Below are 22,072 nucleotides of genomic sequence, written 5' to 3' on the forward strand. Positions count from 1 at the left end.
ATGAACCCCACCACCTTATTCAAGTGCCTGGCGGATGACACCCGAGCAAAAATTACGATGCTCGTCGTGAGTGAAGGCGAGTTATGTGTCTGCGAGCTGACAGCCGCTCTTGAGATGAATCAACCCAAAATTTCTCGTCACTTGGCGCTGCTTCGTTCAGCAGGCTTGCTGATGGATCGTCGCCAGGGTCAGTGGGTGTACTACCGCCTGAATCCCGATTTGCCTGCGTGGGTAACTGCGGTTTTGAAAGAAGTCGTAGACGCCAATCAGCAATGGCTGGAAACCGAGACTAAACGCCTGTGCGGTATGAGCGACCGTCCGATCAACCAGGCCGTGTGCAGCTGATTCACACCCAACCGGATTAACGAAATGCTGATTGCCGTATTGATATTTATCGCCACCATCGTGCTCGTCATCTGGCAGCCAAAGGGGCTTGGGGTCGGCTGGAGTGCGATGTTCGGTGCCATCGTGGCGTTGCTGGCAGGTGTCGTTACCCTTGCCGACATACCAGAAGTTTGGCGCATCGTCTGGAATGCCACTGGGACTTTCATCGCGGTCATCATCATTAGTCTGCTGCTTGATGAGGCAGGCTTTTTCAAATGGGTTGCGCTGCATGTGGCCCGATGGGGAGGCGGGAGCACCCGCAAGCTGTTCGCATTTATCGTCCTGCTGGGCGCAGCGGTGTCGGCCCTGTTCGCCAATGACGGAGCAGCATTGATCCTCACACCCATTGTGATCGCGATGTTGCTGGCGCTGCGTTTTTCTCCTGCTGCTACGTTGGCATTCGTTATGGCAGCCGGTTTTATCGCCGATACGGCGAGCTTACCGCTGGTGGTTTCCAACCTGGTCAACATCGTTTCTGCCGACTACTTCGATATCGGCTTCAACGAATATGCTTCGATCATGGTGCCGGTAAACATCGTCAGCGTGGCGGCGACGTTAGCCATGCTGCTGTGGTTTTTCCGCAAAGATTTACCAAAGACCTATGACCTCAACCAACTGGACAATCCGGACGAGGCAATCCACGACCGGGCCACTTTTGTAGCCGGCTGGTGGGTGCTGGCATTACTCCTGATCGGCTTCTTTGTCATTGAGCCATTGGGGGTTCCGATTAGCGCCATTGCAGCGGTCTGTGCATTCATTCTCTATGTAATCGCGGCTCGTGGTCACGCCATTAACACAAGCAAGGTGCTCAAAGAGGCGCCATGGCAGGTGGTGATTTTTTCTTTGGGTATGTACCTGGTTGTTTATGGCCTGAAGAACGCCGGCCTGACCGACCATATCGCGCAGATCCTGAACGTGTTCGCCGGTTATGGCGTTTGGGGCGCGTCCCTTGGTACAGGGCTGCTAACAGCGTTGCTGTCTTCGATCATGAACAACATGCCCACCGTTCTGGTAGGCGCCTTATCCATTCATGCCGCTGAAGTCGATGGTGTAGTCCAGCAAGCGATGGTTTACGCCAACATCATCGGCTGCGATTTGGGCCCGAAGATCACCCCAATTGGGAGCTTGGCAACTCTGTTGTGGCTGCACGTGCTCGCCCGGAAAAACATAACGATCAGCTGGGGTTACTACTTCAAGACCGGGATCGTGCTGACCGTGCCCATCCTCGTCGCCACATTGTCCGCCCTGGCACTGCGCCTCAGTTTCTGAATCAAGGAATCGTCTGATGAAAGTCTTGTTCATGTGCACTCACAACAGCTGCCGCAGCATTCTGTCCGAGGCGCTTTTCAACCACTTGGCGCCCGAGGGTGTAGAAGCCGTCAGCTCAGGAAGCTTTCCCAGTGGCCGGGTGAATCAACGGGCATTGCAAACGCTGGAGGCGGCGGGTATCTCCACGGCGGGCTTGAGCAGCAAGGCTTCGGATGCTTTTGAGGGCTCACCGCCAGACATCGTGATCACTGTCTGTGACCGGGCAGCGGGTGAGGCATGCCCAATCTTCTTTGGGCCAGCTTTGAAGGCGCATTGGGGTCTGGCCGACCCGTCTGACGCTAGCGGTTCGGAAGCCGAGATCACCGCAGCTTTTGAAACCACACTCGCCAAAATTCACGAGCGCGTGAGCGCATTTCTTGCGCTGCCACTGAAGACCATCAGCGCTGAACAGTTGAAGGCTGAACTGAACCGAATCGGTTCGCTTTAAAGATCTACCGAGGCGGCACCCAACCAGGCGCCGCCGTAGGAGTTTATATGCAAGACACATTGCCGAACGTACACGCCGACCTGATCGACATTCCTTCGCTGGAGCAACTGTCGCCTCGTACTCCTTCGCTCCATAAACCTCGCATTCTTCTGCTGTACGGATCAACGCGAGAACGCTCATTCAGCCGGTTAGTCACGCAAGAGGCGGCACGCCTGCTGAATGAGTTTGGTGCTGAAACCAAGATCTTTGACCCATCGGGTCTGCCGCTTCCGGATGACGCTCCCGATACACATCCCAAGGTCGCTGAGCTGCGCGAGCTGATGCAATGGTCTGAGGGACAGGTGTGGTGCTCCCCTGAGCGTCACGGCTCCATGAGTGCAGTATTCAAAGCCCAAATTGACTGGGTTCCGCTGGCGATTGGCGCTGTACGACCTACGCAAGGCAAAACCCTTGCTGTGATGCAGGTCTGCGGCGGCTCGCAATCTTTCAACGTGGTCAATCAGCTGCGCGTACTGGGTCGATGGATGCGGATGTTCACCATCCCAAACCAATCTTCGGTGGCCAAGGCATTTACCGAGTTCGACGAGACAGGTCGTATGAAGCCGTCCTCGTACTACGACCGTCTCGTGGACGTGATGGAAGAGCTGATGAAGTTCACCCTGCTGTTGCGGGATCGCCAGGATTATTTGGTTGATCGGTACTCCGAGCGTAAAGAGTCCGCCGAAGAGCTTTCCAAACGCGTCAACCAGCGCTCCATCTAACGTCAGTACGAGGAAGCGATATGAGCCAGATCACGATCTACCACAACCCCGAATGCGGCACCTCTCGCAACACCTTGGAGTTGATCCGTAACAGCGGGGAAGAACCGACGGTTATCGAGTACCTGAAGAACCCGCCTGATCGCACCACACTTGTCAGACTCATTGAGGATATGGGTATCGGGGTGCGGGCTCTTTTGCGTATCAAAGGCACTCCGTACGAAGAGCTAGGATTGGGCGATGCATCACTGACGAACGAACAGCTCATCGATGCCATGATGGCTCACCCTATCCTGATCAATCGCCCCATCGTCGTGACGCCTTTGGGGACGCGTTTGTGTCGTCCGTCAGAAGCTGTGCTCGATTTGTTACCGCAAGAGCAGCGTGGGAGTTTCGTCAAAGAGGACGGCCAAGTGGTCATTGATGAGCACGGTCGCAGAGTCTGATACGACGACGGTGAGGTGCCGCGATTGAGCCTGGAGGATGCTGGTGAGTCAGAATTCGAAACTTGATGTTGTGGTCATTGGCGGTGGTCAATCCGCGCTGACAGTCGCCTATTTTTTGAAGCGGTCAGGCTTGTCTTACGTGCTGCTCGATGCGGAGTCGGCACCAGGAGGAGCCTGGCGGCATGGCTGGGATTCGTTGCGACTCTTCTCTCCATCGGCATGGAGCTCGATTGCAGGCTGGCCGATGCCTGCCGTATCAGAAGAAACACCTCACCGTGATGATGTTATCGACTATCTGACTCTGTACGAGCGTCGATATGACTTCCCCATCATCCGATCCACCAGGGTGACCCGTGTCGAGAAAATCGAAGAAGGATTACGGGTTGTCTCCGGGGATAGAAACTGGGATGCCAAAGCGGTTATCAGTGCAACAGGCACCTGGAGCCGCCCATTTACTCCGAGCTATCCCGGACAGGAGTTGTTCGTAGGGCAGCAGCTTCATTCCGCTCATTACGTTGGGCCGGATGAGTTTGAGGGGAAAACCGTCCTTGTCGTGGGTGGTGGCAACTCGGGAGCCCAGATTTACGCCGAGGTTTCTAAAGTGGCTCAGGCAACCTGGGTGACTCAAGAGGCTCCAAAGTTTCTACCTGATGAGGTTGATGGGCGCGCCCTGTTCGAACGAGCTACTGCTCGATTGAAGGCGCAACAGGAAGGTGTGGAGCCTGAACAACCCGCTGGGGGGCTGGGCGACATCGTAATGGTGCCATCGGTGAAGGACGCTCGTGAACGCGGTGTATTGAGCGCAGTACGGCCATTCACGCACTTCACTTCAACAGGCGTTGTTTGGTCATCAGGAGACGAAACAGCGGTGGATGTCGTCATCTGGTGCACTGGGTTTTCTCCAGCGCTCGACCACCTGGGCAACCTGGGTATCGTTGACGATGACGGTAAAGTCGCCGTGAATGAAAACCGGAGTGTTGCTTCACCTAATCTGTGGCTGGTGGGCTACGGCGATTGGACGGGGCTAGCCTCCGCTACATTGATCGGAGTGACCCGCACCGCTCGAGATGTAGTCAACCAAGTCCAAAGCTATCTCACAAGCGAAGCCTGATGGCTCGCGAAGCAAATCGAGTGCGCCTACTGTTTATACGACTTCAAGATCGGGGAAGAGAATAGGCTCCAGTGGCGGAGTTGCCTGGCACAGTCCGAGCCGCCAGTAGCCGACGTCGTGCCATTTCCCAAGCTTGAAGCCAACCTCCGGATATGTACCGATGTGGACGAATCCCAGCGACTCGTGCAGACCCACACTGCCTTCATTGGGCTGAGCAATTCCGGCGTAAGCTGCACGAAAGCACTGTTTTTCAAGGATCGGAAGCAAAGTCTCATAGAGCTCACGGCCAACGCCCTGACGGCGAGCCGATTCAGCTACGTACACCGTCACGTCCACCGCCCACCGGTAGGCTGGACGTGCGCGGTGCTGGCTGGCATAGGCGTAGCCCTCGATCTCCCCACCTTCTTCGGCCACTAGGTAGGGATACGTCTGAAGTGTCGTCGCTATCCGCTGAGCAATCTCCTCACCGCTTGGCGGGGTCTCTTCGAATGAGATCGCCGTGTTCGAAACTATGGGAGCATAAATGCGCTGGATTGCCTGTGCATCTGTAACCACTGCAGCTCGAATTCTGACAGGCATGTGAGTCGTCCCTGAATAAAAGTTTGAAAATTACCTTTCCCGGATCAGTTTCGCCATTAGCCCATTTGAAAAAAATGAGCTGTGTGAAATCTAAAATTCAGGTCGCAATGCATGTTCTCAGTTCTGCACCTTCGGCTCATCAAATTCATCGGCTGCATCAACAACGCAGAACACTGTAAGCGTGCGCTAAGCGACCCGTCCTGACGGCATCGCTTAGCCGACCTCAAAATAAAATGCTGAGTAACCATCCGATAAGACCTCCCGCCAGGACGACCAACCATGGAGGAACCTTCCAGAACATCAAAGCCACAAGCGCTATCAGCGCCAAGCCAAAATCTGTAGGAATCAATATGGCGCTCGTCCAGACTGGGTTATACAAGGCTGCCAGGAGAAGGCCTACAACTGCTGCGTTTACGCCTGAAAGTGCGGCTTGGGTGCGTAAGCTGTTCCGCAGTTGCTCCCAAAATGGCAACACGCCGATTACGAGCAAGAACGAAGGAGCAAAAATTGCAACGACGCACGCGGTAGCCCCGAGCCAACCAGAAGGTTGGGCATTCATGGACGCGCCAAGAAATGCTGCGAAGGTAAAAAGTGGGCCTGGTACGGCCTGTGCTAAGCCATATCCGGCAAGAAACGTGTCATTGGCTACCCATCCGTTCGGCACGGTCGCCGACTGAAGCAACGGCAGCACAACATGCCCACCTCCGAAAACTAATGACCCGGCGCGGAAAAAGGCGTTTACCACAGCTAACGCTTGTGAGGGCCACAACTGAACCAGCAATGGCAGGCCAGCTAACAGGCCGAAGAACAGCAGCAACGACACCACACCGACTTTCCTGCTCACCGGTATCGGCAAAGACTCAGTAGTCTGGCTTTGATCGGTTTTGAAGAGCATTAGTCCTATGACGGCACCGAAGAAAATCACGCCGATCTGCCCCCAAGCATGTGGCCAAAGCATTGCAGCATAAGCCGCAAACACGGCGACGGTTATTCGAGGGGCATCAGTGCAAAGACTACGGCCCATTCCCCAGACGGCTTGAGCAACGACAGCCACCGCGACAATTTTAAGACCGTGCAAAAGACCGCTCGGAAACGCGCCTCCCCACGCGGACATACCCTGAGCGAATAAAACCAAGATTATTGCCGAAGGCAATGTGAAACCTGCCCACGCAGCGACTGCTCCTGGAAATCCGGCACGAGAAAGTCCTATACCTATGCCAACCTGGCTACTGGCGGGCCCCGGCAAGAATTGGCACAGGGCAATCAAATCCCCATAACTGCGCTCGCTCAGCCATTGGCGTCGGGCAACGAATTCTTCGCGAAAGTAAGCTAGATGTGCAATCGGGCCTCCGAAAGAAGTGAGACCTAGGCGCAGGAATACCAGAAATACTATCCATGGGGACTCAGTCGTAACACCCTTTGAACGTCCCTCGGCTGACAAGATTCGTTACTCCCCACATGACTGCTATAGAACACCAAATACGACGGCCTCCCTCACCGGCATATCTCGGCTTCGATATGCCGTCGCACACTGTATCGTGATCCTAACGACAAAATGATGGCACTTCGTTAGACGGTGCTCCTACAGCAGAAATTCTGATGGAGAGAAATTCTGCTGTCAGCTCATTTTCTAATCACCTCGATAGAGTGGCTGTGGCAACGGCAGGCGCAGCGCTGCGACGCAAAATCAGGACTCCACCGATTGCAGCCAAGGTCGAACCGATCAACACGCCGACTTTTACCTCGTCAATCAGGTGAGCTGATCCAGCAAACGCCAAGTTGCCAATGAACAGGCTCATGGTGAAGCCGATGCCACACAGGAGCGCAACGCCGTAAAGCTGTGCCCAATTGCTGCCTTCTGGTAGTTTGGCCAGGCCCATACGAATGGCAAGAGCAGCCAATAGGAAGATGCCAATCTGCTTGCCCACCAACAAGCCCAGCGCAACACCCAGAGGAACCGGATCGACTAGGTTCTCCATGGAAATACCTGCCAGTGAAACGCCCGCATTGGCGAAGCCGAAAATCGGCACCACAGCGAACGCAACCCACATGTGCAGCTTTTCCTCCAGGAATAGCAGTGGAGACCGGGCTTCCTCTTCAGGCTTGCCCATTGGGACGCACAGAGCTACAGCGACACCCGCAAGGGTGGCATGCACTCCCGACTGCAGCACGAAGAACCACAGCACACCGCCGACCAGCAAATAAGGGAATAATCGTCTGACGCCCAATCGATTCATTGCGATCAGAATGACCAGGGTTACGAGCGATGCCAGCAACATCGGCATGGAAAGACCGGTGGTGTAGAAAAAGGCGATGATGACTACAGCACCCAGGTCGTCAATGATCGCCAAGGCGGCGAGGAAGACCTTCAGCGACGTAGGGACTCGCTTACCTAGGAGCGACAAGACGCCCAGGGCGAACGCGATGTCGGTAGCGGCAGGGATAGCCCACCCCTTCAAGGTCTCAGAATTCCCCCAGTTGATTGCGATGTAGATCAGCGCAGGCACCACCATGCCGCCTATAGCACCAAATCCCGGCAAGGCACGCTGGCCCCAAGTGGAGAGCCCGCCTGCCAGAACCTCCCTTTTGATCTCAAGGCCGACCATCAGGAAGAAGATAGCCATCAGGCCATCATTGACCCAATGCTCCACAGACATGCCCAGCCAGACACTGTGCAAGGCGGCAAAATAACCTTGCGAGAGAGGCGAGTTAGCCACAATTAAGGCCGCGAGTGCTGCGCCCATCAGTACGAGACCGCCAGCGGATTCCGACGATAGGAAGCGAGCCAGGATCGCGGCTGCTCTAGGGGTTTCTGCGGGAGTTCTGCTGTGAGTCATCAGTGTCCTTACGCTTTGATCCAAAGCGATTATTTTAACATCCGAGGTTTACCAACGCGGCAGGGCACATAGCCTGTAACGATTTACACCAAGCCCTAATCAGCCTCCAGCCTGTTCCCCGGCAGAGGCTCGCTCACGAAACTCAGGAGCACGCTCCAAGCGCATATCCTCAATAGGCGAGCGAACATTGATCATTCCTTACAGGCGTGTGGTTCCCCGGATATTTGATGATTGAAGCAACTGAAACCCACCATAAATGCCCGCACCTCAGCGCGATCCTCCGACTGTGGCATTTCAATCTGGAGTAAGCCTATTTGGGGATATACGCTGCTACCGACTTGCGAATTTCTTCCCGCGCTTCATCCGCGCTCCCCCAACGCCCCATCTTCACCCACTTACCCGGCTCCAGTGCCTTGTAGTTTTCGAAAAAATGCTGGATCTGTGCGAGGAGTAACGCAGGGAGGTCTGAGCACTCCTTTACATCGCTGTACATTGAGCTGAGTTTTTCATGAGGCACTGCGATCACCTTGGCATCCGCACCAGCTTCGTCCGTCATGTACATCACACCCACCGGGCGACTGCGGATGACAACGCCAGGTGAGACGGGATAAGGGCAAACCACCAGGACGTCCAGCGGATCACCATCGTCGCTCAGCGTGTTCGGGATAAACCCGTAGTTGGCCGGATAGAACATCGGTGTGCTGAGGAAGCGGTCAACGAAGATCTGCCCACTTGGCTTGTCCACTTCGTACTTGATCGGAGTGTGGTTTGCAGGAATCTCGATAACGGTGAAAAAGTCATCGGGGATGGCTTTGCCAGCTGGGATGTCCGCGTAGCTCATGTTCATAGCTCCGAAGTTGTGGAGGGGGCTGCGCTGGAAGGCGTTTTTCCAAGGGTGCCCATCTCGATTGGCGTCTTAGTGAAAAACACCGATATCTCCTCGGAGTCCAGTCGTGTGAACAACCGTTCTGCCTCATCTTCCGTGATTGCCAAGCGAATCTCCGTGGGTTGATCCGCCAGCTCAAAAAAGTGCGATGAATGCAGTTTTCCGGTGTGCCCAAACCCTTCGATTCCAGTGCAGAGCGTGGCGCCTCGCAAACCCATTTCTTTAGCCACGTCGACGATCCATTCGCCTAGCATCTTTCCCTGATAGCGACGGTTTTGTTGAGTAAAGAAAACGACCATAAAGCCTTTCATTTCGATCTCCTCAGCGAGTACCAATCATTTGGTAGGACAGAAGCCCGGCAGCAGTCATCGCTAACGAACCTACGACGTGCAACGAAATTGAGCCGAGCGCCCAGAGCAGTCTGCCTTCCTGAATCAAGGCAACCGTTTCGGCTGAAAATGTGGAAAAGGTGGTAAGCCCACCACAGAAGCCCGTGATGATCAGGAGACGCCACTCTGGGCTTAGGGTCGGAGATGCGGCCAAGAAGGCGATGGCCAAGCCGATGATGTAACCCCCAACCATGTTCGCGACCACAGTACCTGGAGGAATCGTTGGGAACAGAGCATTCAGCTTCATCCCCAAGAGCCAACGCAACCAAGCTCCAAGTGAAGCGCCAACAGCGATGACGATTAATGACTTCAGCATGGCGAGCCCACCTCATCAGACCTGAATGGAATAACAGGCGGAGGGCAGGTGCAGAGAAGAAATCGAGACTCGAAGGGTAAGATCATATCCTGTCCTAAATTGGAGGACAGGGAGGCACACCTACGCACCCTGTCCAGGGTTCACGTAGGCATCATCAGCACGAAGGCGGTTAAAGGAGGAATGCCATCTCCTGTTCTGATCCTATAGCATCAGCGCCAATGGCATCAAGAGCAGTTACACGCGAGCGATCTGAAGGCCCCTTCGGCCAGGCAAGATGGTTGATCAATGATCCAGGCAGGGGTCGACCCTTCGCCCAACCAGATTAGTTGGCGCGTCTACATCGATTTAACCGATACCACTTCCACATACTTGTACTTTTTCCTAGCAGCCTTCACAGCCTCCTGCTCAGCAAGCAACGAGCTCAACGTGTCGGCCTCGTGGATAAACTCATGCATCTTCCCCTCGAATTCGTTTCCAACCCGAAGCGTGACCTTCAGCCTAGGCGTAAATGCTTTTGCCACTTTCTTCTTCGCTGCTGGAGCGACCAGCGGTTTGGCGAGCACAACTTCTTCCACGGGCTCCGGCACTAGCGACGTAGAAACTTGCTCCTCTGGCTGAGGTGTGCCGAAAAGGGCATGACGCATTTCTTCTTCAGTTAAATCAGAGCTCATAGAACATCTCAAAGGGACGCATTTCGCTGGGCAAGTTCTAATAGGATTGTTGCTGACCGGTGTTCGGGGAGCCTGCGGAGACGTCAAATCCCCAATTCGATTTCAATACAAGAGCCTCGCAAGGCTCGCGAAAGCTGCGCCTTTGGCAGCAGTGTAATGAGCCCATCAACTAAGTTGCTAGCGTGACGAGCGTACAGCGTGACTGTGCCTGCATCAGGCGTTCGACCTGGCACGATGGCACCTACCCGCTGCTGGGCAATTTTCAGTATGCTCAAGACTTCCTGACTCACCTCATTGGTGGACAGGTGTTCAACCAATGGTCTGGGTGGAGGGGCGGCGCGGCTCCACATTTCTATGACCGCTTGGAGGAGTCCGTCTGAGCCAAGATGCTCGAGGGCCATTTCCCATAGCTGCCCCTCCTGCGCCATATCCAAGCGAGCCCTAGTCATTACGGAGTTCTAACAAGGTGAGGGTCTTTCTTGATTGTGAGTTTACCAAGCTCTCAGCGGCTGCGAAGCTGATATCACTCGCACTGGTGGCTGAGGATGGGCGCGAATTCTACGTGGAATTGCTCGATGCTTGGAAAGAAGAAGACTGCAGTGATTTCGTAAAGGAAATCGTGCTTCCGCAGCTGTGGGGTGGGAGCTACGCATTGCCCATTGTTGAAGCCAGGATATCGCTGCTCAGGTTTCTGACGTCGTTCAAAAAGGAGGTCGAGATCGTTACTGATGCCCCTCAGTACGATTGGGAGCTTTTTTGCGACCTGGTATATGAGGAGGGACGATGGCCCAGAATCGTTCGTAATTTCCCTACTGACGCAACGACACTTACTCCGACTAGCGAGGGTGAAGAGCTGCCTCACCACGCGTTGCTCGATGCAAGGATTATCGCCGGTGTCTTTGCTCAGTGATGGCAGGGCACTGTTGCGGATCGCTAACCTTTTCGATAGTGAAGTGACATCTAAACCTATAGTTCAGTGCTGGAGTTCGTTGAGGTTACGCGTCATGGGCTGGCCATGGTGGTGAATCAGCGTGGGGGTAGCTCAGTAAAGCGAAGTCTGGGATAGATCCTCTGTTCAACCGCGCACTCGGAAATTTGCCAGAATGCCGAAAGGAGTGCCTGCTCTGAGGGACAGTGCCTCGTCATAACCTCGAACTCGTTGTAATCAAATGCCAACACACGAACACCTACATCGTCCATGAAATCCAAGATCATGGCCCCGTACTCTTCATAGGTGTCGCTAAATAGCTCTTTTACCACCACGACTCCTACAAGGGGACGTGCTGCAAGATCGATTTTGAGGGGAGTACCATTAACAAGCCGCAGCGCGGGATTTCCCTCACGCTCGATAGTTGAAACTGCGCCACGTAGCTGCGATAGGCCTCCTTTCAACTGACTCAGGGCCTTCTTGCGCTTTCGTTCAAGCTTTGTCCCCATCATCTCAGCGGTGTTTGGGCTGTCCTTAGCCTGTAGTAAAAGCGTGACCTCCGTCCCCAAAACAACAGCATCGGTCAGCTCTTCCCCATCGGAGACTTTCACTGGCCCATGGATGATTTGCTCCGCCGAGTAAGCACGCTGGAGCAGATAGATGATATCCAGCTCCTGTAGGTGTCCTGGCTCCGGTCGCTCAAGGTGAGTATTTGAGAAACCCCTGGAACCCTGGAAGCCTTGGCGAGTGAGGTCGGTGATCAGGAAGTCGCTTGGAAATAGATCCTCCAAGAGCGTCAACGTTACTGCTCGGCTGTCGTCTTCCCTAGTCGTAAAGCTGAACCAGTCATCTGCCTGCTCCATCATGAGATGCCAGTGCTCCTTCCCCAAGGGATTGACACCCTTTGCATGCTTTCGGAGCTCTTCAAGGCTAGCGTGCGCTGTACTACTAAGAAGCTCGCGATTGTGTTCATCAAAAAAACAGACGCTAAAATGGTCAGGAAGGCTTTTCAGCCCCTCTGTAAAAGGATCGCTACCCATCAGGGGTGTTTTAATAGTCAGCGGACTAATCGGGTCATCAAAGCAGGCCGTCAACAGCGTCAGGCCTTGCGCCTCATCAGACTCGTATGGCGCAAGATAGAACTTCAGCTCGCGCTTCTCACGTGCGGCGAGGATAAATTCTTTGCCCGCTTTGACCACGAGCACTGGGCCTTCAGGGCCATCTACAATCCAAAGGCCACGACCGAGCGATGCAACGTCCTGAAGCACTTCGGGCTTCATGATGGTTAGGTACATTGGAGCCCCTGATGAAATTTCCCTTCGCGTTGCCGCATGGGCTTAGAACAATTTATCCAAAGGTACGAATACTGAACCTGTCTCAGCAGCCGCCCGCACTTTGCGGTCTATGACATCCGCGAATGGGATGTGCCTCTCTAAAGCATGGTTGATATCTTTTCCCGAAATGCATATCAGGCTCTTGCCGCGTCCGAATGCCTCCAGCCCAACGTCAGTGAATCCGTAGTAACTGATAAAAACACCTCGTGTCCAAGCTGCCTTTTGGCTGATCTTGCCTTGAAAGATGTGCAGCTCCCCTGCACCAACAGGGTTCACTACCCACTTCGCCTCAACAAGGTAGATGTCCCCTCGGCATTGGAAACTTCCATCTATCTGTTCCCCCGTATTCCGAAATGGTGCGCGAGGTTGGAGGTTGGATGCCTCAAACAGCTGCTGGAGGAACGTCTCGAATGCGTAGCCACGTGCTTGAGGAGCGAGCTTATGAATGTCCAACAGGGCCCTCTTCAACTGAGCCGCCTGATCAACATTTACCTGACGCACAGCTGCGAACGGATCGCCCTTGATGACGTCGGCAGATGAGCCGGACTCCAAGCCTTGAATCAAAGTCAGGAAGCGCCCCTCGGCGTTAACCACAGGTTCATCTTTGCGTTGGTTGGCCAGCGCAGCCTGACGATATTGCCAGAGTGCTTTGAGCGCTCGCACGCAAGTCGGTGTATCGGCAAGCGTGAGGAAGCTCCGCAGGCGCCTAGCTTTGGATGTGCCATCCGCAGTGAACAGCGGATCATCAATATCGATCTCCAGCTCTCCGAGGAAGAACTGGGACATGGTGCGGTCTGAGAAGTCCAACACGTAACCCCCTTCCATCTCGAAAAGAAGGTCGATTAGCTTCATATCCAGTGGTTTGATCTTCGGCATGCCACACGTCCTTGGCTAAGCATAGGGAACCGAGCATACGATATCGCTGAAAGTGTCCAATAACTATCTGCTCCCGAGGAAGCGTTAAAAACCTCGGAGACCGGATTCAAAGGCCAACAGTTAGGGAATCGAGCAGGCACCATTGTGCTGGCTTCCGAAATGGCAAGCGGAGCGCTTAGGCCCAAGCAGGGCTGGAGACTTAAGGATGGAAGCCCGAAGAGGCCAAGTCCCGCAACAGAGGGATTGGTAAACGACAACCATCCCCGAGGCGGGGCAGGCCCAAAACAACGACCTCAGTGCTACTGGAGGCGATCAGGCGTTGGCAGATACCTGTCTCCCGCTATGCGCATGAACTCACGCAAGCTACGCCGTCCGACGTCCCGCCTGAACGTCGCAATGACGTACTTCGAGTTGACCGTATTGATCACCCAAAACCTGCCTTCCTTCGTTACGGACTGAATGTCGGATGTCCGAATCAGCCGACCATCTGCAAATCGTTGGTACGGCCCAGGGCAAATGTGACCGAACACCACACCAACAGCACTGCACGCATGAATATGGACATTCACCAGGTAGGCCGTGACCAGCCCGTCGTAGTCTTGATTCACTGCTTTGGCGATGCGAAGAAGGTCGAAGTCCGAGTAGCGCTTTTCATGTAAATCGACTGCGACGGTATTGATGTCGTCCATAGCTACAGAGCCTCCGACGCTGAGGCTACGCCGGTGGTTGCAGCACTGCGCCGATATAGCTCCCTGACCCCAACCAAGGCATCGACATCGAGGTCGCGCTGATGGGTATTGACGTACACATCACCACTCTCGACCTGCAGAACACAGATTGGCACTTCTGCCTGGTTGAACCCCATGGAGAGCGATTTCAGCTTTTCCATCTTCCAGCCTGACCCTTTGTTCATCCATGCCGGGGTAACGACCTGGACATCTTGAATGACCATGCTCTCGTCTTGGGAGACCAGCAGCTCCACCAAGCGAGGCTCATCGTTCAGCATCTCTTCATAAGCTACGAATCGCCCCTCATGCCGGCGCTTGAGGCTCACGTGATACCAATGGGTAACCAAGGATCGCGACATGGCGTGAAAGTGAGCGAGACCATCCCCGAACATACCCACCGGGCCGGCCTGGTCTTGCATGCTAATCCTGAACATCGTGTATCTCTTGTTGAGCAGGCCCGCGAAGTGCGCCTGCGATTAACATAAGCCAAATATTGTCTTCAGCGAGGCAGTCATCTCGCGCCCTTTTCCCACGAGCACGTACACCGTGTTTCGCGTCTCGAACAGGCAAACACCGTCGAACGATTTACACAGGGTCGAGCGCACCCAGCCCCCTGGCGGAAACCGGCCATGACCGTCATGGATGACGCAATGGGCATACATGAACATCGGTTCCAGACCAGTAGCTCGTACTTTCGCGAGCGACTCTGGGGACTCGTCGACGTGGAAGATGACCCAGTCCTCGACGGTGCAAAAAGGCTTACGACCGAAGCGCCCCGCGACCAATACTTCCACTTCTGCAGGAGACAGCGACGTGCCAGCAGAGGAGATTTCCCCTTCCCGCAGCAGCTCGTGCTCAGAGGAATTAGTCATAAATTGATGATCCTGTTGGCCACAAAGAAAATAGGGCTCTGCGCACGTGCAGATCGCAAAGATGGCGCACCTGTAGTCCCATCGCAATGACTATATACATTTGTGTGGAACTCATCAAACGGGGCATACCGTCTCCTTTTGTGGAGAGGTGCACTGGATGTCTTTGCGGAAGGCATATGCGGCAACGCTACAGTGGCTGAGGGTTCGACATGGGTTGTCGCAAGCAGACCTCCAGCATCAGACCGACCAAGCACACATAAGCCGCTTGGAAGCATCGACGACATCGGCTACCGTCGATCTCAGTGCCGACTTAGCTAAAGCGCTAGGCCTAATGCCACTCTCCTTTCTCACACTGGTGGTCGCAGCCGATGAAGGCAAGACCGCGCGCTCAGTTCTGAATGACACAATGAAAGAACTCATGCAGCTCGGTGTTCTTGATGAGCAGCTACCTGCCGAACCCCAAAAGCTCACTACGCCCCAGAGAATCGCTGCCGCAGAAAGACTCAAAGCGGTGCGCGATCTCAAGGCGGCAGGCCTTTCTCAAGCGGAGGTTTGCCGGCAATTAGAACTGCCCAAGAGCACAGTTAACCGGCTGTGGTACGTTGGCGGTTGAGGTTCAATTAGACACCAAACCCTGCCCAGCATGGATCAGAGCCATTTTTCGATGTCAGTATCCAGCAAAAAGGACAATGTGACCTCAGCTTTGGATCACGCTTTCTCGCACAGTAGTCCACGCTAGAAAACCACTTACTGGTTGCCGGTAGTCCACCCAGACTCGTAAAGTTCTGAACCATGGACTGGCCAACGTGAGAAGACGACATGGATGAGGAATCGCCACCGATGCTCGACCCGGAGCTTGAGGCCATCCAGTGGCCGGCAGACTTCTCCGGCCAGCAGCTGTTTATCCAGGGTGAAGATTGGCAGTACAACGCCATGCTGAACTGGTCTCACTTTCGTGCCGACCTCTATGCCTTTGCCTACAAAGATGCCGCTGACGGCCTTGTGGAGGCTATGGCTAATCGTCAGGTGCCACTGGATAGTGGCATCTACCCGTTGCTCTTTCTGTACCGCCATTCCTTGGAGCTGCAGTTCAAGCTCATGCTAAAGAGTGCTCGCGCTCTGACAGGCAAAGAGCCCAAGAACTACGACAAGCATCCGTTGATGCCTCTGTGGTCGGAATTGCGGCATCTGCTCAAGGATTTGGGTCTGGAGCGCTCTGACGCGAATGCTACCGCTGTTCACGAGTTCATTCGCCAGTTGGACAACGTTGACCCGGACTCGATGGCATTTCGGTATGCGACGACCAACAGTGGTAAAGACCATCTGCCAGACCTTACGCACATCAACATCCGGCACTTGCGCGAGGTGCTCAACAGCGTCTTCGTTTGGCTAAACGGCACGTACAGCTGGATTGGGGAGATGGAGCAGGGCCAGTCTTTCGACTGATCACCCTAGGTGTCATGCCCAGCGGCTCACCTTCATACTGAGCGTACTTTCTGGACAAGGTCTTACGCCAGAGATCACCACCCATGGCTACGACCTAGTCCGTTTTAAATGGTTTGAAAAGTTTTTCGGGCGCCAGGTATAGCTTTCCGCGAGTCCGTGAAAAGGCAACATAAAGTTTGTTTTTTGTCTGTGGGGGGAGCGCGGCAAGTGAGGATGTTTGGTAGATCTTCCAGTGCGTAGCGCCCAGCACAACGCAGACATCGTTATAGTGGTCAAGGCCCTTGCTAGCCCCCCAGTTGTTAGACAGGCATCTGTACTTGTAATGCTCCTGGTAGAATAGCTTTACCACGTTGCCATCGGCGTGCACGGCGTTAGCATCCACTTGATTGGCCAGAGGAATGATTTCGGTTTCGTAGGTATGCTGTGACTGCATATCAATCTGCAGATGTGTTCGAATAAAATCACATACGGTGACACCACACCTCCAGCTTCGGCTCAGTGTTTCCTTGTCGACAGTCACACCCGCCTTTTGAAAAAGCTTTTCGTATTTCCCAATGTCAGCGTGTAGCGAGCTGTTCACATTTCCATCACGACTTGTGTCGAACGTATGCTGGTAGAAGTCTCCCACAAACAGCATTTCAACCTTGGCTTTCGCTAATGCCATCAGCAGGTTGAAATCATGACCTGCTAGGTCTTGAACTTCGTCGACATAAAACTCATCGTAAAAGCGCTCCATTCGCGCCATCACGTCAGGAATTGCATTAACGGTCTCTAGGAGCTTTGCGAGGCGATTATGGTAAACGCTGCCACTTGTAGTGGCGTAATACGCCTTATTGTCTCGTTTGAGCTTTAGCGTACGGGCGTGCGGAGCTCGAAAGCTGATTCCCCGAGTCTGCATATGCACCTGCAGCAGAGGGCGATAGCAGAAGCTATAAAGGAACGTGAAATAACTCAGCAGGTTGATGTTTTTTGGGACATGCCCGAACCGTTTGATGATGCTATCGCGCAAATGACGATAGTTGTTCTCCGTGTAGGTGATTATCAGCGCGCGCTTTTCTAGGCTCAGACGCTTCACTAGCAAGGTGGTCTTCCCTGACCCTGCCACAGCGAACATCACTCGTTTATCCATTGGATTGCCTCCGCGATGTAGGCAGGAACGGTGAGCTCGCCTGGCTTTCCCTTGAGCAGCTCAAACGCGGCTTCTGCCTTGTTTGCCAGCATGTATTCCAATGGAGAAAGGGTTTTTCGTCCTGGGCCGAAGACGGCCTTGCAGGTTTCCACATTGTCGTTGTGCAACCCTATTTCGAAGGTTGAACGGTCATTGTCTTTGTCGGCGAAGACTTTGGCATTATCGGAAGCGAAGTCGGCGTAGTTTTCTACGCAGTTTTTCTGATAATCCTTGTCATTGTCTCGTATGGCTGCGACTCGAATTCCGAGCAGGTTAGCGAGCTCCATGTACCTTTTGAAGCTGGTTCCGCCGATGGAGATTATGTGAACGTCATCGACGTGCGGCAGGCGTCCATTTGAGCATTGCTTATAGAACTCTTCGACCAAGATGAATTCCGCATCACCTTCAACCAATATCACCTTTTTCGAAAGCGCGAACTCCAGGACATTGTTGTCCGGCGCCTTCATGAAGAATTCTGCGGTGTCAGGTGATAGGGCTTTAAGTGAGCCAGCAGCTGTATTCGGGCCGATCAGAAGGGCATGCCGAAGATCAAGCCTTGAACAGATATGACTGCTGTGGGTCGCGATGAAAAGCTGTGTGCTCTTGTTCTCGGCAAGCTTGGCGACGAGCGCTTTCATAGAGGAATGGCTGAGGTGGTTTTCGGGCTCCTCCAACAGCATTACATCCAACCCGCCTTGCTTGTGCTTGCTCAGCGCGAATTCGGTCTTGATGAAGCATTGCCTTCCTTTGCCGTGGTTCTCAAGCGGGATATTGTCTTCCGTGATGATTAGGTCAGTTTCCAGGTTCGACCGGATGCTACTCCGTACGTCAAACTGATACGCGGGTAGGTCAGCGTTGAGTGCTGCGAGATGTTGTCCTGTAAAAGCCTGCTTGCCTTGGCGGTACAGGTTCTCAAGCTTGTACCGGTCTTCTACGGGTGCATTGAAAGCGTACACGGCTCGAGTGTATTCACGAGATGCGTGGTCGCCATCAATGCGTGAACCGTCTAGCATCATGTGCTTAATGGGGCGGTTGAATGCTGCGTAGGGCCTGCCGGCAAACGTCTCAAACCGCACTGCGTAATATTCGAATGGGAAATTCGGTTGATCATCAGCCAAGATGGCTTGCACCGCTTCGCCATACTCGGTCATCACCGCAAGGATCATGCGCACGCCGTCGGTCTGGCGCTGGTGAGCATTGTTGGTTCCATAGAGGCTTTCGTCGTCACCTTCCTCTAGGAAAACGTCAACGATCAGCTCAGGTAGTTTTTCTAGGCTTTTCTCCCCGGCAAGGAAAGTATTCACCGAATCCTTGTTGAGCAGTGTTTCTGCGCCCAGAGCTTCAATGCGATTGCGACTCCCACCGAGCGCGAGGTCTAGAGCGAGCAAAATGCTGCTTTTCCCCGCCTCATTGTTGCCAATCAACACGGTCTTGCCAGGCTCGAAATCGAGCGTGAGAGATTTGAATTTTTTGAAATTCTGAATTATCACTTTCCTTATGATGTGCATGTCTATCCCTAAGCTGAAAAAGTCAAAAATGAGGGTGAACCACCTGACTTATAGAGTCAGGGGTAGTAACGGATTGCTAGCCAGCACTTGGCCATCTGCAGCCAAACCTAACGTCACGAGAGGGACTCGTCTACCGGCGTTCACTTCTTCAAAGCACCCGCGAAATTTGCAGCCCCCCCCCCAAGATGTCATCAATTAATCGCTCAAACGCCGTAGCGCTTGTTACCTCCTGATGTAATGCAGTACCGACCACCGCGAGGCCCGATGCACACATTGCCCGATGAACAAGGACAGGCCGAGCCGTACGCAGGAATCTGCTGGCGAGCAGGCTGTACTGGCTGAGTCACTGGTTTGGGTTTCGAAACGACGTAGCAGCCCGACCCGCTGCACAGGCTTTTCAACGAAAGCCATTGGGAAGACTGACTATCAGTGCTGATGCGCGCCCATTCATTCCGGGTCTCGAAAACCTGAACCTTTTCCCCACGCTTCAGCTTCGAGACGACCTTACCGCCTGGTTGATCCCGGACATTGAGATTATCAGCACTTACAAAGTGCTCAGTCGCAGAGACAGGGGCCGGCGCCGAGGACGGAGTCGGAGAAATCCCCGCTAGCGTACTCGGCGTGTTCAGGGTGCTTGGTTGTACCGGGGCAGGAGGCGAGTCTTTCTTCCCCATTGCCCACAGGACGGCAAAAAGAATCAGGAGCGGGACAAACCATGACTGGGACTTCTTGCGCATATCCATTGCTCTCATTCAGCACGTATTACACGGCTGTCTTCCTGACCAACCTGACGTCATCACCTATTGCGAGCTTAGCCAAGCTTCCACTTTTTGCAGCCTGCTCAGCTCCCAAAGCTTGGGCTTGCCAATATTCAGTAGCTCGAGCAGCCGACTTCGCGCCTCAGGGGAAGGGAACCATTCCGCGACTTCTACATTGCAGTGTAGTGAATCGCTCAACGCCCACTTCACGACCATGTCTGCTGCGGATCTGTAGTAGCCAGCCATGAAGACCTTATTGTCCTCGACGAGCCAGCCGCGCTTCCTGAGCTGCTCGGTCGCGTCAGTGATGCCCGTGTCACCAAAAAACGCATCGGTATCTGGGGAGTGAATCCCTGCTAGCGACACTTTATATCCTTTGCCCTGGCTATTAGTTGGTTGAGGCCTACGACGGCGGTCTCCACAACTGCAATCAGCCTATCTTCCTCCCAACCCTCCTTCGCCGCAGCCGACAGGCCAAGCATAGTCACGGAGACATAGTCTACGACGTGGCTAGCAGCGGAGATGCCAGATGCTTCGAGAAACGCCATCACTTTTGCACGATTCTCGTCTGCGATTTGCTTAGCAGCTATTCCCGACTCAGTGGTTCCGGCCTTCGCATGCTCCAGAATAAAACAACCTCGGCGGTTCGGATGAGCGGCGTATGCATGCGCCGCAGCCCTAAGCATCTCCCTCAGTACAGTCTGCGGCGGTTTGTCTGGGATCAAGAAAGTGTCAAGTGGCACGACAGTCGCGGAGTAGTGCTTCAACGCATCGTTGAAAAACGCACCCTTGCTGCCAAAGGCCGTATAGAAACTCGGCGCAGTAATCCCTATCGCTTCGGTCAGCGCTGCGACGCTGACGTTCTCATACCCGTACTCGTGGAACAGATGCTGCCCGACCTGGATGGCGTCTGCTAGGACAAATTGGCGCGGTCGCCCACGGGATCGCTTATTTACGTTAATGGACATTACATAATCCGTTTACTTTGGGATTTATGAATACTATAGTGGCTGTTAACGTAAATATCCATGCTGTCAGGTTGCGCTCTGCACGGCAGCCAGTACGCCAATCGCGAGGAAAATTATGCAGCCCTCCACATCTCAAAGCCTGTCCGATGAGGCTCCTGCTAAGGGCCCCGGACTACCCATAGCGGCACTGGCTGGCCTAGCCGCCGCAGGCTTTCTATGCATCGTCACTGAGACACTGCCCGCCGGTTTGTTGCCTAGCATCGCCTCTGGCCTTCAGATATCTGAAGCTATTGCAGGGCAACTTGTCGCGATATACGCACTTGGATCGTTGTTGGCGGCAATCCCACTAACCAGTCTGACTCAAGGTTTGCGCCGCAGGCCTGTCCTGCTTGCAACGATCATCTGCTTCGTTGTCGGCAACACGTTGACCGCGATGGCTGAGTCAATCGGTGTCGTACTGATCGCACGATTCATAGCAGGATGTGCCGCAGGGTTGGCGTGGGGAATACTTGCGGGATACGCACGCATCATAGTCCGTCCCGAACAGACTGGGCCGGCAATGGCGGTCGCGATGGTAGGTGTGCCCCTGGCGCTCTCACTGGGTGTGCCGTTGGGTACGTTCCTTGGGAGCTTAGTAGGGTGGCGTGGGTCGTTCCTTATTCTATCGGCACTCGCTGTCATGTTGATCGTTTGGATCATCGTCAAAGTTCCCGATGCTCCTGGTCGAACCGGGGACAACCGCCCCTCGCTCACAGGCGTCATCAGAACCAAGGGTGTCCTGCCGATTCTACTTGTCATTCTGGCCTGGATGACTGCCCACAACATTCTCTATACCTACATTGCGCCGTTCTCTACTGCCTCGCAATCGCGAGTCGATCTAGTCCTGCTGGCGTTCGGAATAAGTTCGCTTGTTGGGATATGGGTAGTCGGGCGTTGGGTCGACCGGATGCTCCGCCTTATGGTGCTTTCAGCTATCGGTTCGTTCGCATTGACCGCTGTGCTCTTGACTATCGCTGGAGAGCATGGCGTCGCTGTCTATCTGGGCGCCGTCGTCTGGGGCCTGGGCTTTGGCGGCGCGGGCGCCATGATGCAGACAGCGTCAGCAGATGCCGCCGGCGATGGCGTCGACTTGGCCCAAGCCATGGTAACAACTGCGTGGAACCTGGCAATCGCGGCAGGCGGGGCTGTTGGCGGGGCACTCCTTACGCAAGGTGGTACGTCAATGCTGCCGCCTGCTGTCGCCATTCTTGCACTGCTCGCTTTTGTAATAGCACTGGCAGCACGTCGCTATGCCTTTCCCCCCGGTAATCGCGCTCAACAAGATCGTTGATCGTCCAATCATTTATCGTCCCA

Annotated in this window: 27 protein-coding genes and 1 riboswitch; of the genes, 10 read left to right on the forward strand and 17 right to left on the reverse strand. The window is 54.3% G+C overall.

The genetic code is table 11. The features are described from left to right. The 6 genes from HX824_RS26980 to HX824_RS27005 are packed head-to-tail and all read left to right on the forward strand — an operon-like array spanning position 1 to position 4,455. Positions 1-345 (forward strand): metalloregulator ArsR/SmtB family transcription factor, encoded by a 345-nt coding sequence (locus HX824_RS26980; RefSeq protein WP_218180523.1) that lies wholly within the window; start codon positions 1-3, stop codon positions 343-345. A gap of 24 nt (positions 346-369) precedes the next feature. Next, positions 370-1,653 (forward strand): arsenic transporter, encoded by a 1,284-nt coding sequence (locus tag HX824_RS26985; protein WP_177055553.1) that lies wholly within the window; start codon positions 370-372, stop codon positions 1,651-1,653. 16 nt (positions 1,654-1,669) lie between these two features. Continuing rightward, entirely contained in the window at positions 1,670-2,140 is a 471-nt protein-coding gene (locus HX824_RS26990) for an arsenate reductase ArsC (protein WP_003395039.1), read from the forward strand. A 47-nt stretch (positions 2,141-2,187) separates the two neighbouring features. Beyond that, entirely contained in the window at positions 2,188-2,901 is a 714-nt protein-coding gene (gene arsH / locus HX824_RS26995; RefSeq protein ID WP_055135316.1) for an arsenical resistance protein ArsH, read from the forward strand. A 20-nt stretch (positions 2,902-2,921) separates the two neighbouring features. Continuing rightward, positions 2,922-3,344 (forward strand): arsenate reductase (glutaredoxin), encoded by a 423-nt coding sequence (gene arsC / locus HX824_RS27000; RefSeq protein ID WP_007247287.1) that lies wholly within the window; start codon positions 2,922-2,924, stop codon positions 3,342-3,344. Positions 3,345-3,381: 37 nt separating this feature from the next. Beyond that, on the forward strand, positions 3,382-4,455 hold the full coding sequence (locus HX824_RS27005) for an ArsO family NAD(P)H-dependent flavin-containing monooxygenase (protein WP_055135314.1): 1,074 nt from the start codon (positions 3,382-3,384) through the stop codon (positions 4,453-4,455). Positions 4,456-4,488: 33 nt separating this feature from the next. Here HX824_RS27005 and HX824_RS27010 read toward each other — a convergent pair whose 3' ends face one another. From HX824_RS27010 to HX824_RS27040, 7 genes are all read right to left on the reverse strand, one after another. Continuing rightward, positions 4,489-5,034 carry an arsinothricin resistance N-acetyltransferase ArsN1 family B gene (locus HX824_RS27010; protein ID WP_055135313.1) on the reverse strand — a complete coding sequence of 182 codons (546 nt, stop codon included), beginning with the start codon at positions 5,032-5,034 and terminating at the stop codon, positions 4,489-4,491. 223 nt (positions 5,035-5,257) lie between these two features. Continuing rightward, positions 5,258-6,475 (reverse strand): chromate efflux transporter, encoded by a 1,218-nt coding sequence (gene chrA / locus HX824_RS27015; protein WP_177055556.1) that lies wholly within the window; start codon positions 6,473-6,475, stop codon positions 5,258-5,260. 193 nt (positions 6,476-6,668) lie between these two features. Next, positions 6,669-7,871, reverse strand: a complete 1,203-nt coding sequence (gene nhaA / locus HX824_RS27020; RefSeq protein ID WP_055135311.1) for a Na+/H+ antiporter NhaA — start codon at positions 7,869-7,871, stop codon at positions 6,669-6,671. A gap of 310 nt (positions 7,872-8,181) precedes the next feature. After that, complete coding sequence (ppa, locus tag HX824_RS27025; RefSeq protein ID WP_055135310.1) at positions 8,182-8,712, reverse strand: inorganic diphosphatase; 531 nt, start codon at positions 8,710-8,712, stop codon at positions 8,182-8,184. A 2-nt stretch (positions 8,713-8,714) separates the two neighbouring features. Further along, on the reverse strand, positions 8,715-9,068 hold the full coding sequence (locus HX824_RS27030) for a DUF190 domain-containing protein (protein ID WP_008438039.1): 354 nt from the start codon (positions 9,066-9,068) through the stop codon (positions 8,715-8,717). 10 nt (positions 9,069-9,078) lie between these two features. Further along, on the reverse strand, positions 9,079-9,462 hold the full coding sequence (gene crcB / locus HX824_RS27035) for a fluoride efflux transporter CrcB (RefSeq protein ID WP_055135309.1): 384 nt from the start codon (positions 9,460-9,462) through the stop codon (positions 9,079-9,081). Between the two features lie 138 nt (positions 9,463-9,600). Next, positions 9,601-9,662, reverse strand: a riboswitch (Fluoride riboswitch). A 135-nt stretch (positions 9,663-9,797) separates the two neighbouring features. Continuing rightward, a complete protein-coding gene (locus tag HX824_RS27040) occupies positions 9,798-10,133 on the reverse strand; it encodes a hypothetical protein (RefSeq protein WP_055135308.1) in 336 nt (111 codons plus the stop codon). A 466-nt stretch (positions 10,134-10,599) separates the two neighbouring features. On the opposite strand from HX824_RS27040, the gene HX824_RS27045 reads away from it, so the two are divergent. Further along, positions 10,600-11,043 (forward strand): 3'-5' exoribonuclease, encoded by a 444-nt coding sequence (locus tag HX824_RS27045; RefSeq protein ID WP_103451672.1) that lies wholly within the window; start codon positions 10,600-10,602, stop codon positions 11,041-11,043. Positions 11,044-11,159: 116 nt separating this feature from the next. Here HX824_RS27045 and HX824_RS32715 read toward each other — a convergent pair whose 3' ends face one another. From HX824_RS32715 to HX824_RS27070, 5 genes are all read right to left on the reverse strand, one after another. Further along, a complete protein-coding gene (locus HX824_RS32715; protein WP_256347051.1) occupies positions 11,160-12,356 on the reverse strand; it encodes a hypothetical protein in 1,197 nt (398 codons plus the stop codon). Between the two features lie 42 nt (positions 12,357-12,398). After that, entirely contained in the window at positions 12,399-13,271 is an 873-nt protein-coding gene (locus HX824_RS27055; RefSeq protein WP_043303409.1) for a restriction endonuclease, read from the reverse strand. Between the two features lie 299 nt (positions 13,272-13,570). Next, positions 13,571-13,960 (reverse strand): hypothetical protein, encoded by a 390-nt coding sequence (locus HX824_RS27060; protein WP_150689268.1) that lies wholly within the window; start codon positions 13,958-13,960, stop codon positions 13,571-13,573. 2 nt (positions 13,961-13,962) lie between these two features. Then, positions 13,963-14,433 carry a hypothetical protein gene (locus HX824_RS27065; RefSeq protein ID WP_007246713.1) on the reverse strand — a complete coding sequence of 157 codons (471 nt, stop codon included), beginning with the start codon at positions 14,431-14,433 and terminating at the stop codon, positions 13,963-13,965. 42 nt (positions 14,434-14,475) lie between these two features. Beyond that, positions 14,476-14,871, reverse strand: coding sequence for a hypothetical protein (locus HX824_RS27070; RefSeq protein ID WP_150689267.1), 396 nt, complete (start codon positions 14,869-14,871; stop codon positions 14,476-14,478). Between the two features lie 157 nt (positions 14,872-15,028). Between HX824_RS27070 and HX824_RS33050 the strand changes: the two genes are divergently transcribed. Both HX824_RS33050 and HX824_RS27080 read left to right on the forward strand, forming a co-directional pair. Continuing rightward, a complete protein-coding gene (locus HX824_RS33050) occupies positions 15,029-15,484 on the forward strand; it encodes a helix-turn-helix transcriptional regulator (protein ID WP_177055558.1) in 456 nt (151 codons plus the stop codon). A 206-nt stretch (positions 15,485-15,690) separates the two neighbouring features. Further along, positions 15,691-16,317, forward strand: a complete 627-nt coding sequence (locus HX824_RS27080; protein WP_256347052.1) for a hypothetical protein — start codon at positions 15,691-15,693, stop codon at positions 16,315-16,317. A gap of 94 nt (positions 16,318-16,411) precedes the next feature. Here the strand turns inward: HX824_RS27080 and HX824_RS27085 are convergent, their stop codons facing one another. The 5 genes from HX824_RS27085 to HX824_RS27105 form a co-directional block, all read right to left on the reverse strand. Next, entirely contained in the window at positions 16,412-17,446 is a 1,035-nt protein-coding gene (locus HX824_RS27085; protein ID WP_177055560.1) for an AAA family ATPase, read from the reverse strand. Then, positions 17,431-18,993 (reverse strand): ATP-dependent endonuclease, encoded by a 1,563-nt coding sequence (locus tag HX824_RS27090; protein ID WP_177055562.1) that lies wholly within the window; start codon positions 18,991-18,993, stop codon positions 17,431-17,433. Before HX824_RS27090 ends, HX824_RS27085 begins: the two co-directional genes overlap by 16 nt. Positions 18,994-19,196: 203 nt before the next feature. Next, entirely contained in the window at positions 19,197-19,745 is a 549-nt protein-coding gene (locus tag HX824_RS27095) for an SH3 domain-containing protein (protein WP_311968484.1), read from the reverse strand. A gap of 48 nt (positions 19,746-19,793) precedes the next feature. Continuing rightward, positions 19,794-20,117 carry a hypothetical protein gene (locus HX824_RS27100; RefSeq protein WP_177055563.1) on the reverse strand — a complete coding sequence of 108 codons (324 nt, stop codon included), beginning with the start codon at positions 20,115-20,117 and terminating at the stop codon, positions 19,794-19,796. Continuing rightward, positions 20,108-20,719: a TetR/AcrR family transcriptional regulator gene (locus HX824_RS27105; RefSeq protein WP_177055565.1), complete on the reverse strand. Its 612-nt coding sequence runs from the start codon at positions 20,717-20,719 to the stop codon at positions 20,108-20,110. Before HX824_RS27105 ends, HX824_RS27100 begins: the two co-directional genes overlap by 10 nt. Positions 20,720-20,834: 115 nt before the next feature. On the opposite strand from HX824_RS27105, the gene HX824_RS27110 reads away from it, so the two are divergent. Beyond that, entirely contained in the window at positions 20,835-22,049 is a 1,215-nt protein-coding gene (locus HX824_RS27110; protein WP_074908471.1) for an MFS transporter, read from the forward strand. The last annotated feature ends 23 nt before the right edge of the window (positions 22,050-22,072 follow it).

The sequence above is a fragment of the Pseudomonas sp. D4002 genome (assembly GCF_013385665.1).
Classification (GTDB): Bacteria; Pseudomonadota; Gammaproteobacteria; order Pseudomonadales; family Pseudomonadaceae; genus Aquipseudomonas.

Coding starts and splice junctions, on each gene's coding strand:
- HX824_RS27030 (WP_008438039.1), bottom strand. CDS start 9,068: ATGAAAGGCTTTATGGTCGTTTTCTTTACTCAACAAAACCGTCGCTAT.
- HX824_RS26990 (WP_003395039.1), top strand. CDS start 1,670: ATGAAAGTCTTGTTCATGTGCACTCACAACAGCTGCCGCAGCATTCTG.
- HX824_RS27065 (WP_007246713.1), bottom strand. CDS start 14,433: ATGTTCAGGATTAGCATGCAAGACCAGGCCGGCCCGGTGGGTATGTTC.
- HX824_RS27040 (WP_055135308.1), bottom strand. CDS start 10,133: ATGAGCTCTGATTTAACTGAAGAAGAAATGCGTCATGCCCTTTTCGGC.
- HX824_RS32715 (WP_256347051.1), bottom strand. CDS start 12,356: ATGTACCTAACCATCATGAAGCCCGAAGTGCTTCAGGACGTTGCATCG.
- HX824_RS27095 (WP_311968484.1), bottom strand. CDS start 19,745: ATGAGAGCAATGGATATGCGCAAGAAGTCCCAGTCATGGTTTGTCCCG.
- ppa (WP_055135310.1), bottom strand. CDS start 8,712: ATGAGCTACGCGGACATCCCAGCTGGCAAAGCCATCCCCGATGACTTT.
- HX824_RS27070 (WP_150689267.1), bottom strand. CDS start 14,871: ATGACTAATTCCTCTGAGCACGAGCTGCTGCGGGAAGGGGAAATCTCC.
- crcB (WP_055135309.1), bottom strand. CDS start 9,462: ATGCTGAAGTCATTAATCGTCATCGCTGTTGGCGCTTCACTTGGAGCT.
- HX824_RS27105 (WP_177055565.1), bottom strand. CDS start 20,719: ATGTCCATTAACGTAAATAAGCGATCCCGTGGGCGACCGCGCCAATTT.
- HX824_RS27010 (WP_055135313.1), bottom strand. CDS start 5,034: ATGCCTGTCAGAATTCGAGCTGCAGTGGTTACAGATGCACAGGCAATC.
- HX824_RS27005 (WP_055135314.1), top strand. CDS start 3,382: ATGCTGGTGAGTCAGAATTCGAAACTTGATGTTGTGGTCATTGGCGGT.
- HX824_RS27060 (WP_150689268.1), bottom strand. CDS start 13,960: ATGGACGACATCAATACCGTCGCAGTCGATTTACATGAAAAGCGCTAC.
- HX824_RS27110 (WP_074908471.1), top strand. CDS start 20,835: ATGCAGCCCTCCACATCTCAAAGCCTGTCCGATGAGGCTCCTGCTAAG.
- HX824_RS26985 (WP_177055553.1), top strand. CDS start 370: ATGCTGATTGCCGTATTGATATTTATCGCCACCATCGTGCTCGTCATC.
- HX824_RS27080 (WP_256347052.1), top strand. CDS start 15,691: ATGGATGAGGAATCGCCACCGATGCTCGACCCGGAGCTTGAGGCCATC.
- arsC (WP_007247287.1), top strand. CDS start 2,922: ATGAGCCAGATCACGATCTACCACAACCCCGAATGCGGCACCTCTCGC.
- HX824_RS27085 (WP_177055560.1), bottom strand. CDS start 17,446: ATGGATAAACGAGTGATGTTCGCTGTGGCAGGGTCAGGGAAGACCACC.
- HX824_RS27055 (WP_043303409.1), bottom strand. CDS start 13,271: ATGCCGAAGATCAAACCACTGGATATGAAGCTAATCGACCTTCTTTTC.
- arsH (WP_055135316.1), top strand. CDS start 2,188: ATGCAAGACACATTGCCGAACGTACACGCCGACCTGATCGACATTCCT.
- HX824_RS33050 (WP_177055558.1), top strand. CDS start 15,029: ATGTCTTTGCGGAAGGCATATGCGGCAACGCTACAGTGGCTGAGGGTT.
- HX824_RS26980 (WP_218180523.1), top strand. CDS start 1: ATGAACCCCACCACCTTATTCAAGTGCCTGGCGGATGACACCCGAGCA.
- HX824_RS27090 (WP_177055562.1), bottom strand. CDS start 18,993: ATGCACATCATAAGGAAAGTGATAATTCAGAATTTCAAAAAATTCAAA.
- nhaA (WP_055135311.1), bottom strand. CDS start 7,871: ATGACTCACAGCAGAACTCCCGCAGAAACCCCTAGAGCAGCCGCGATC.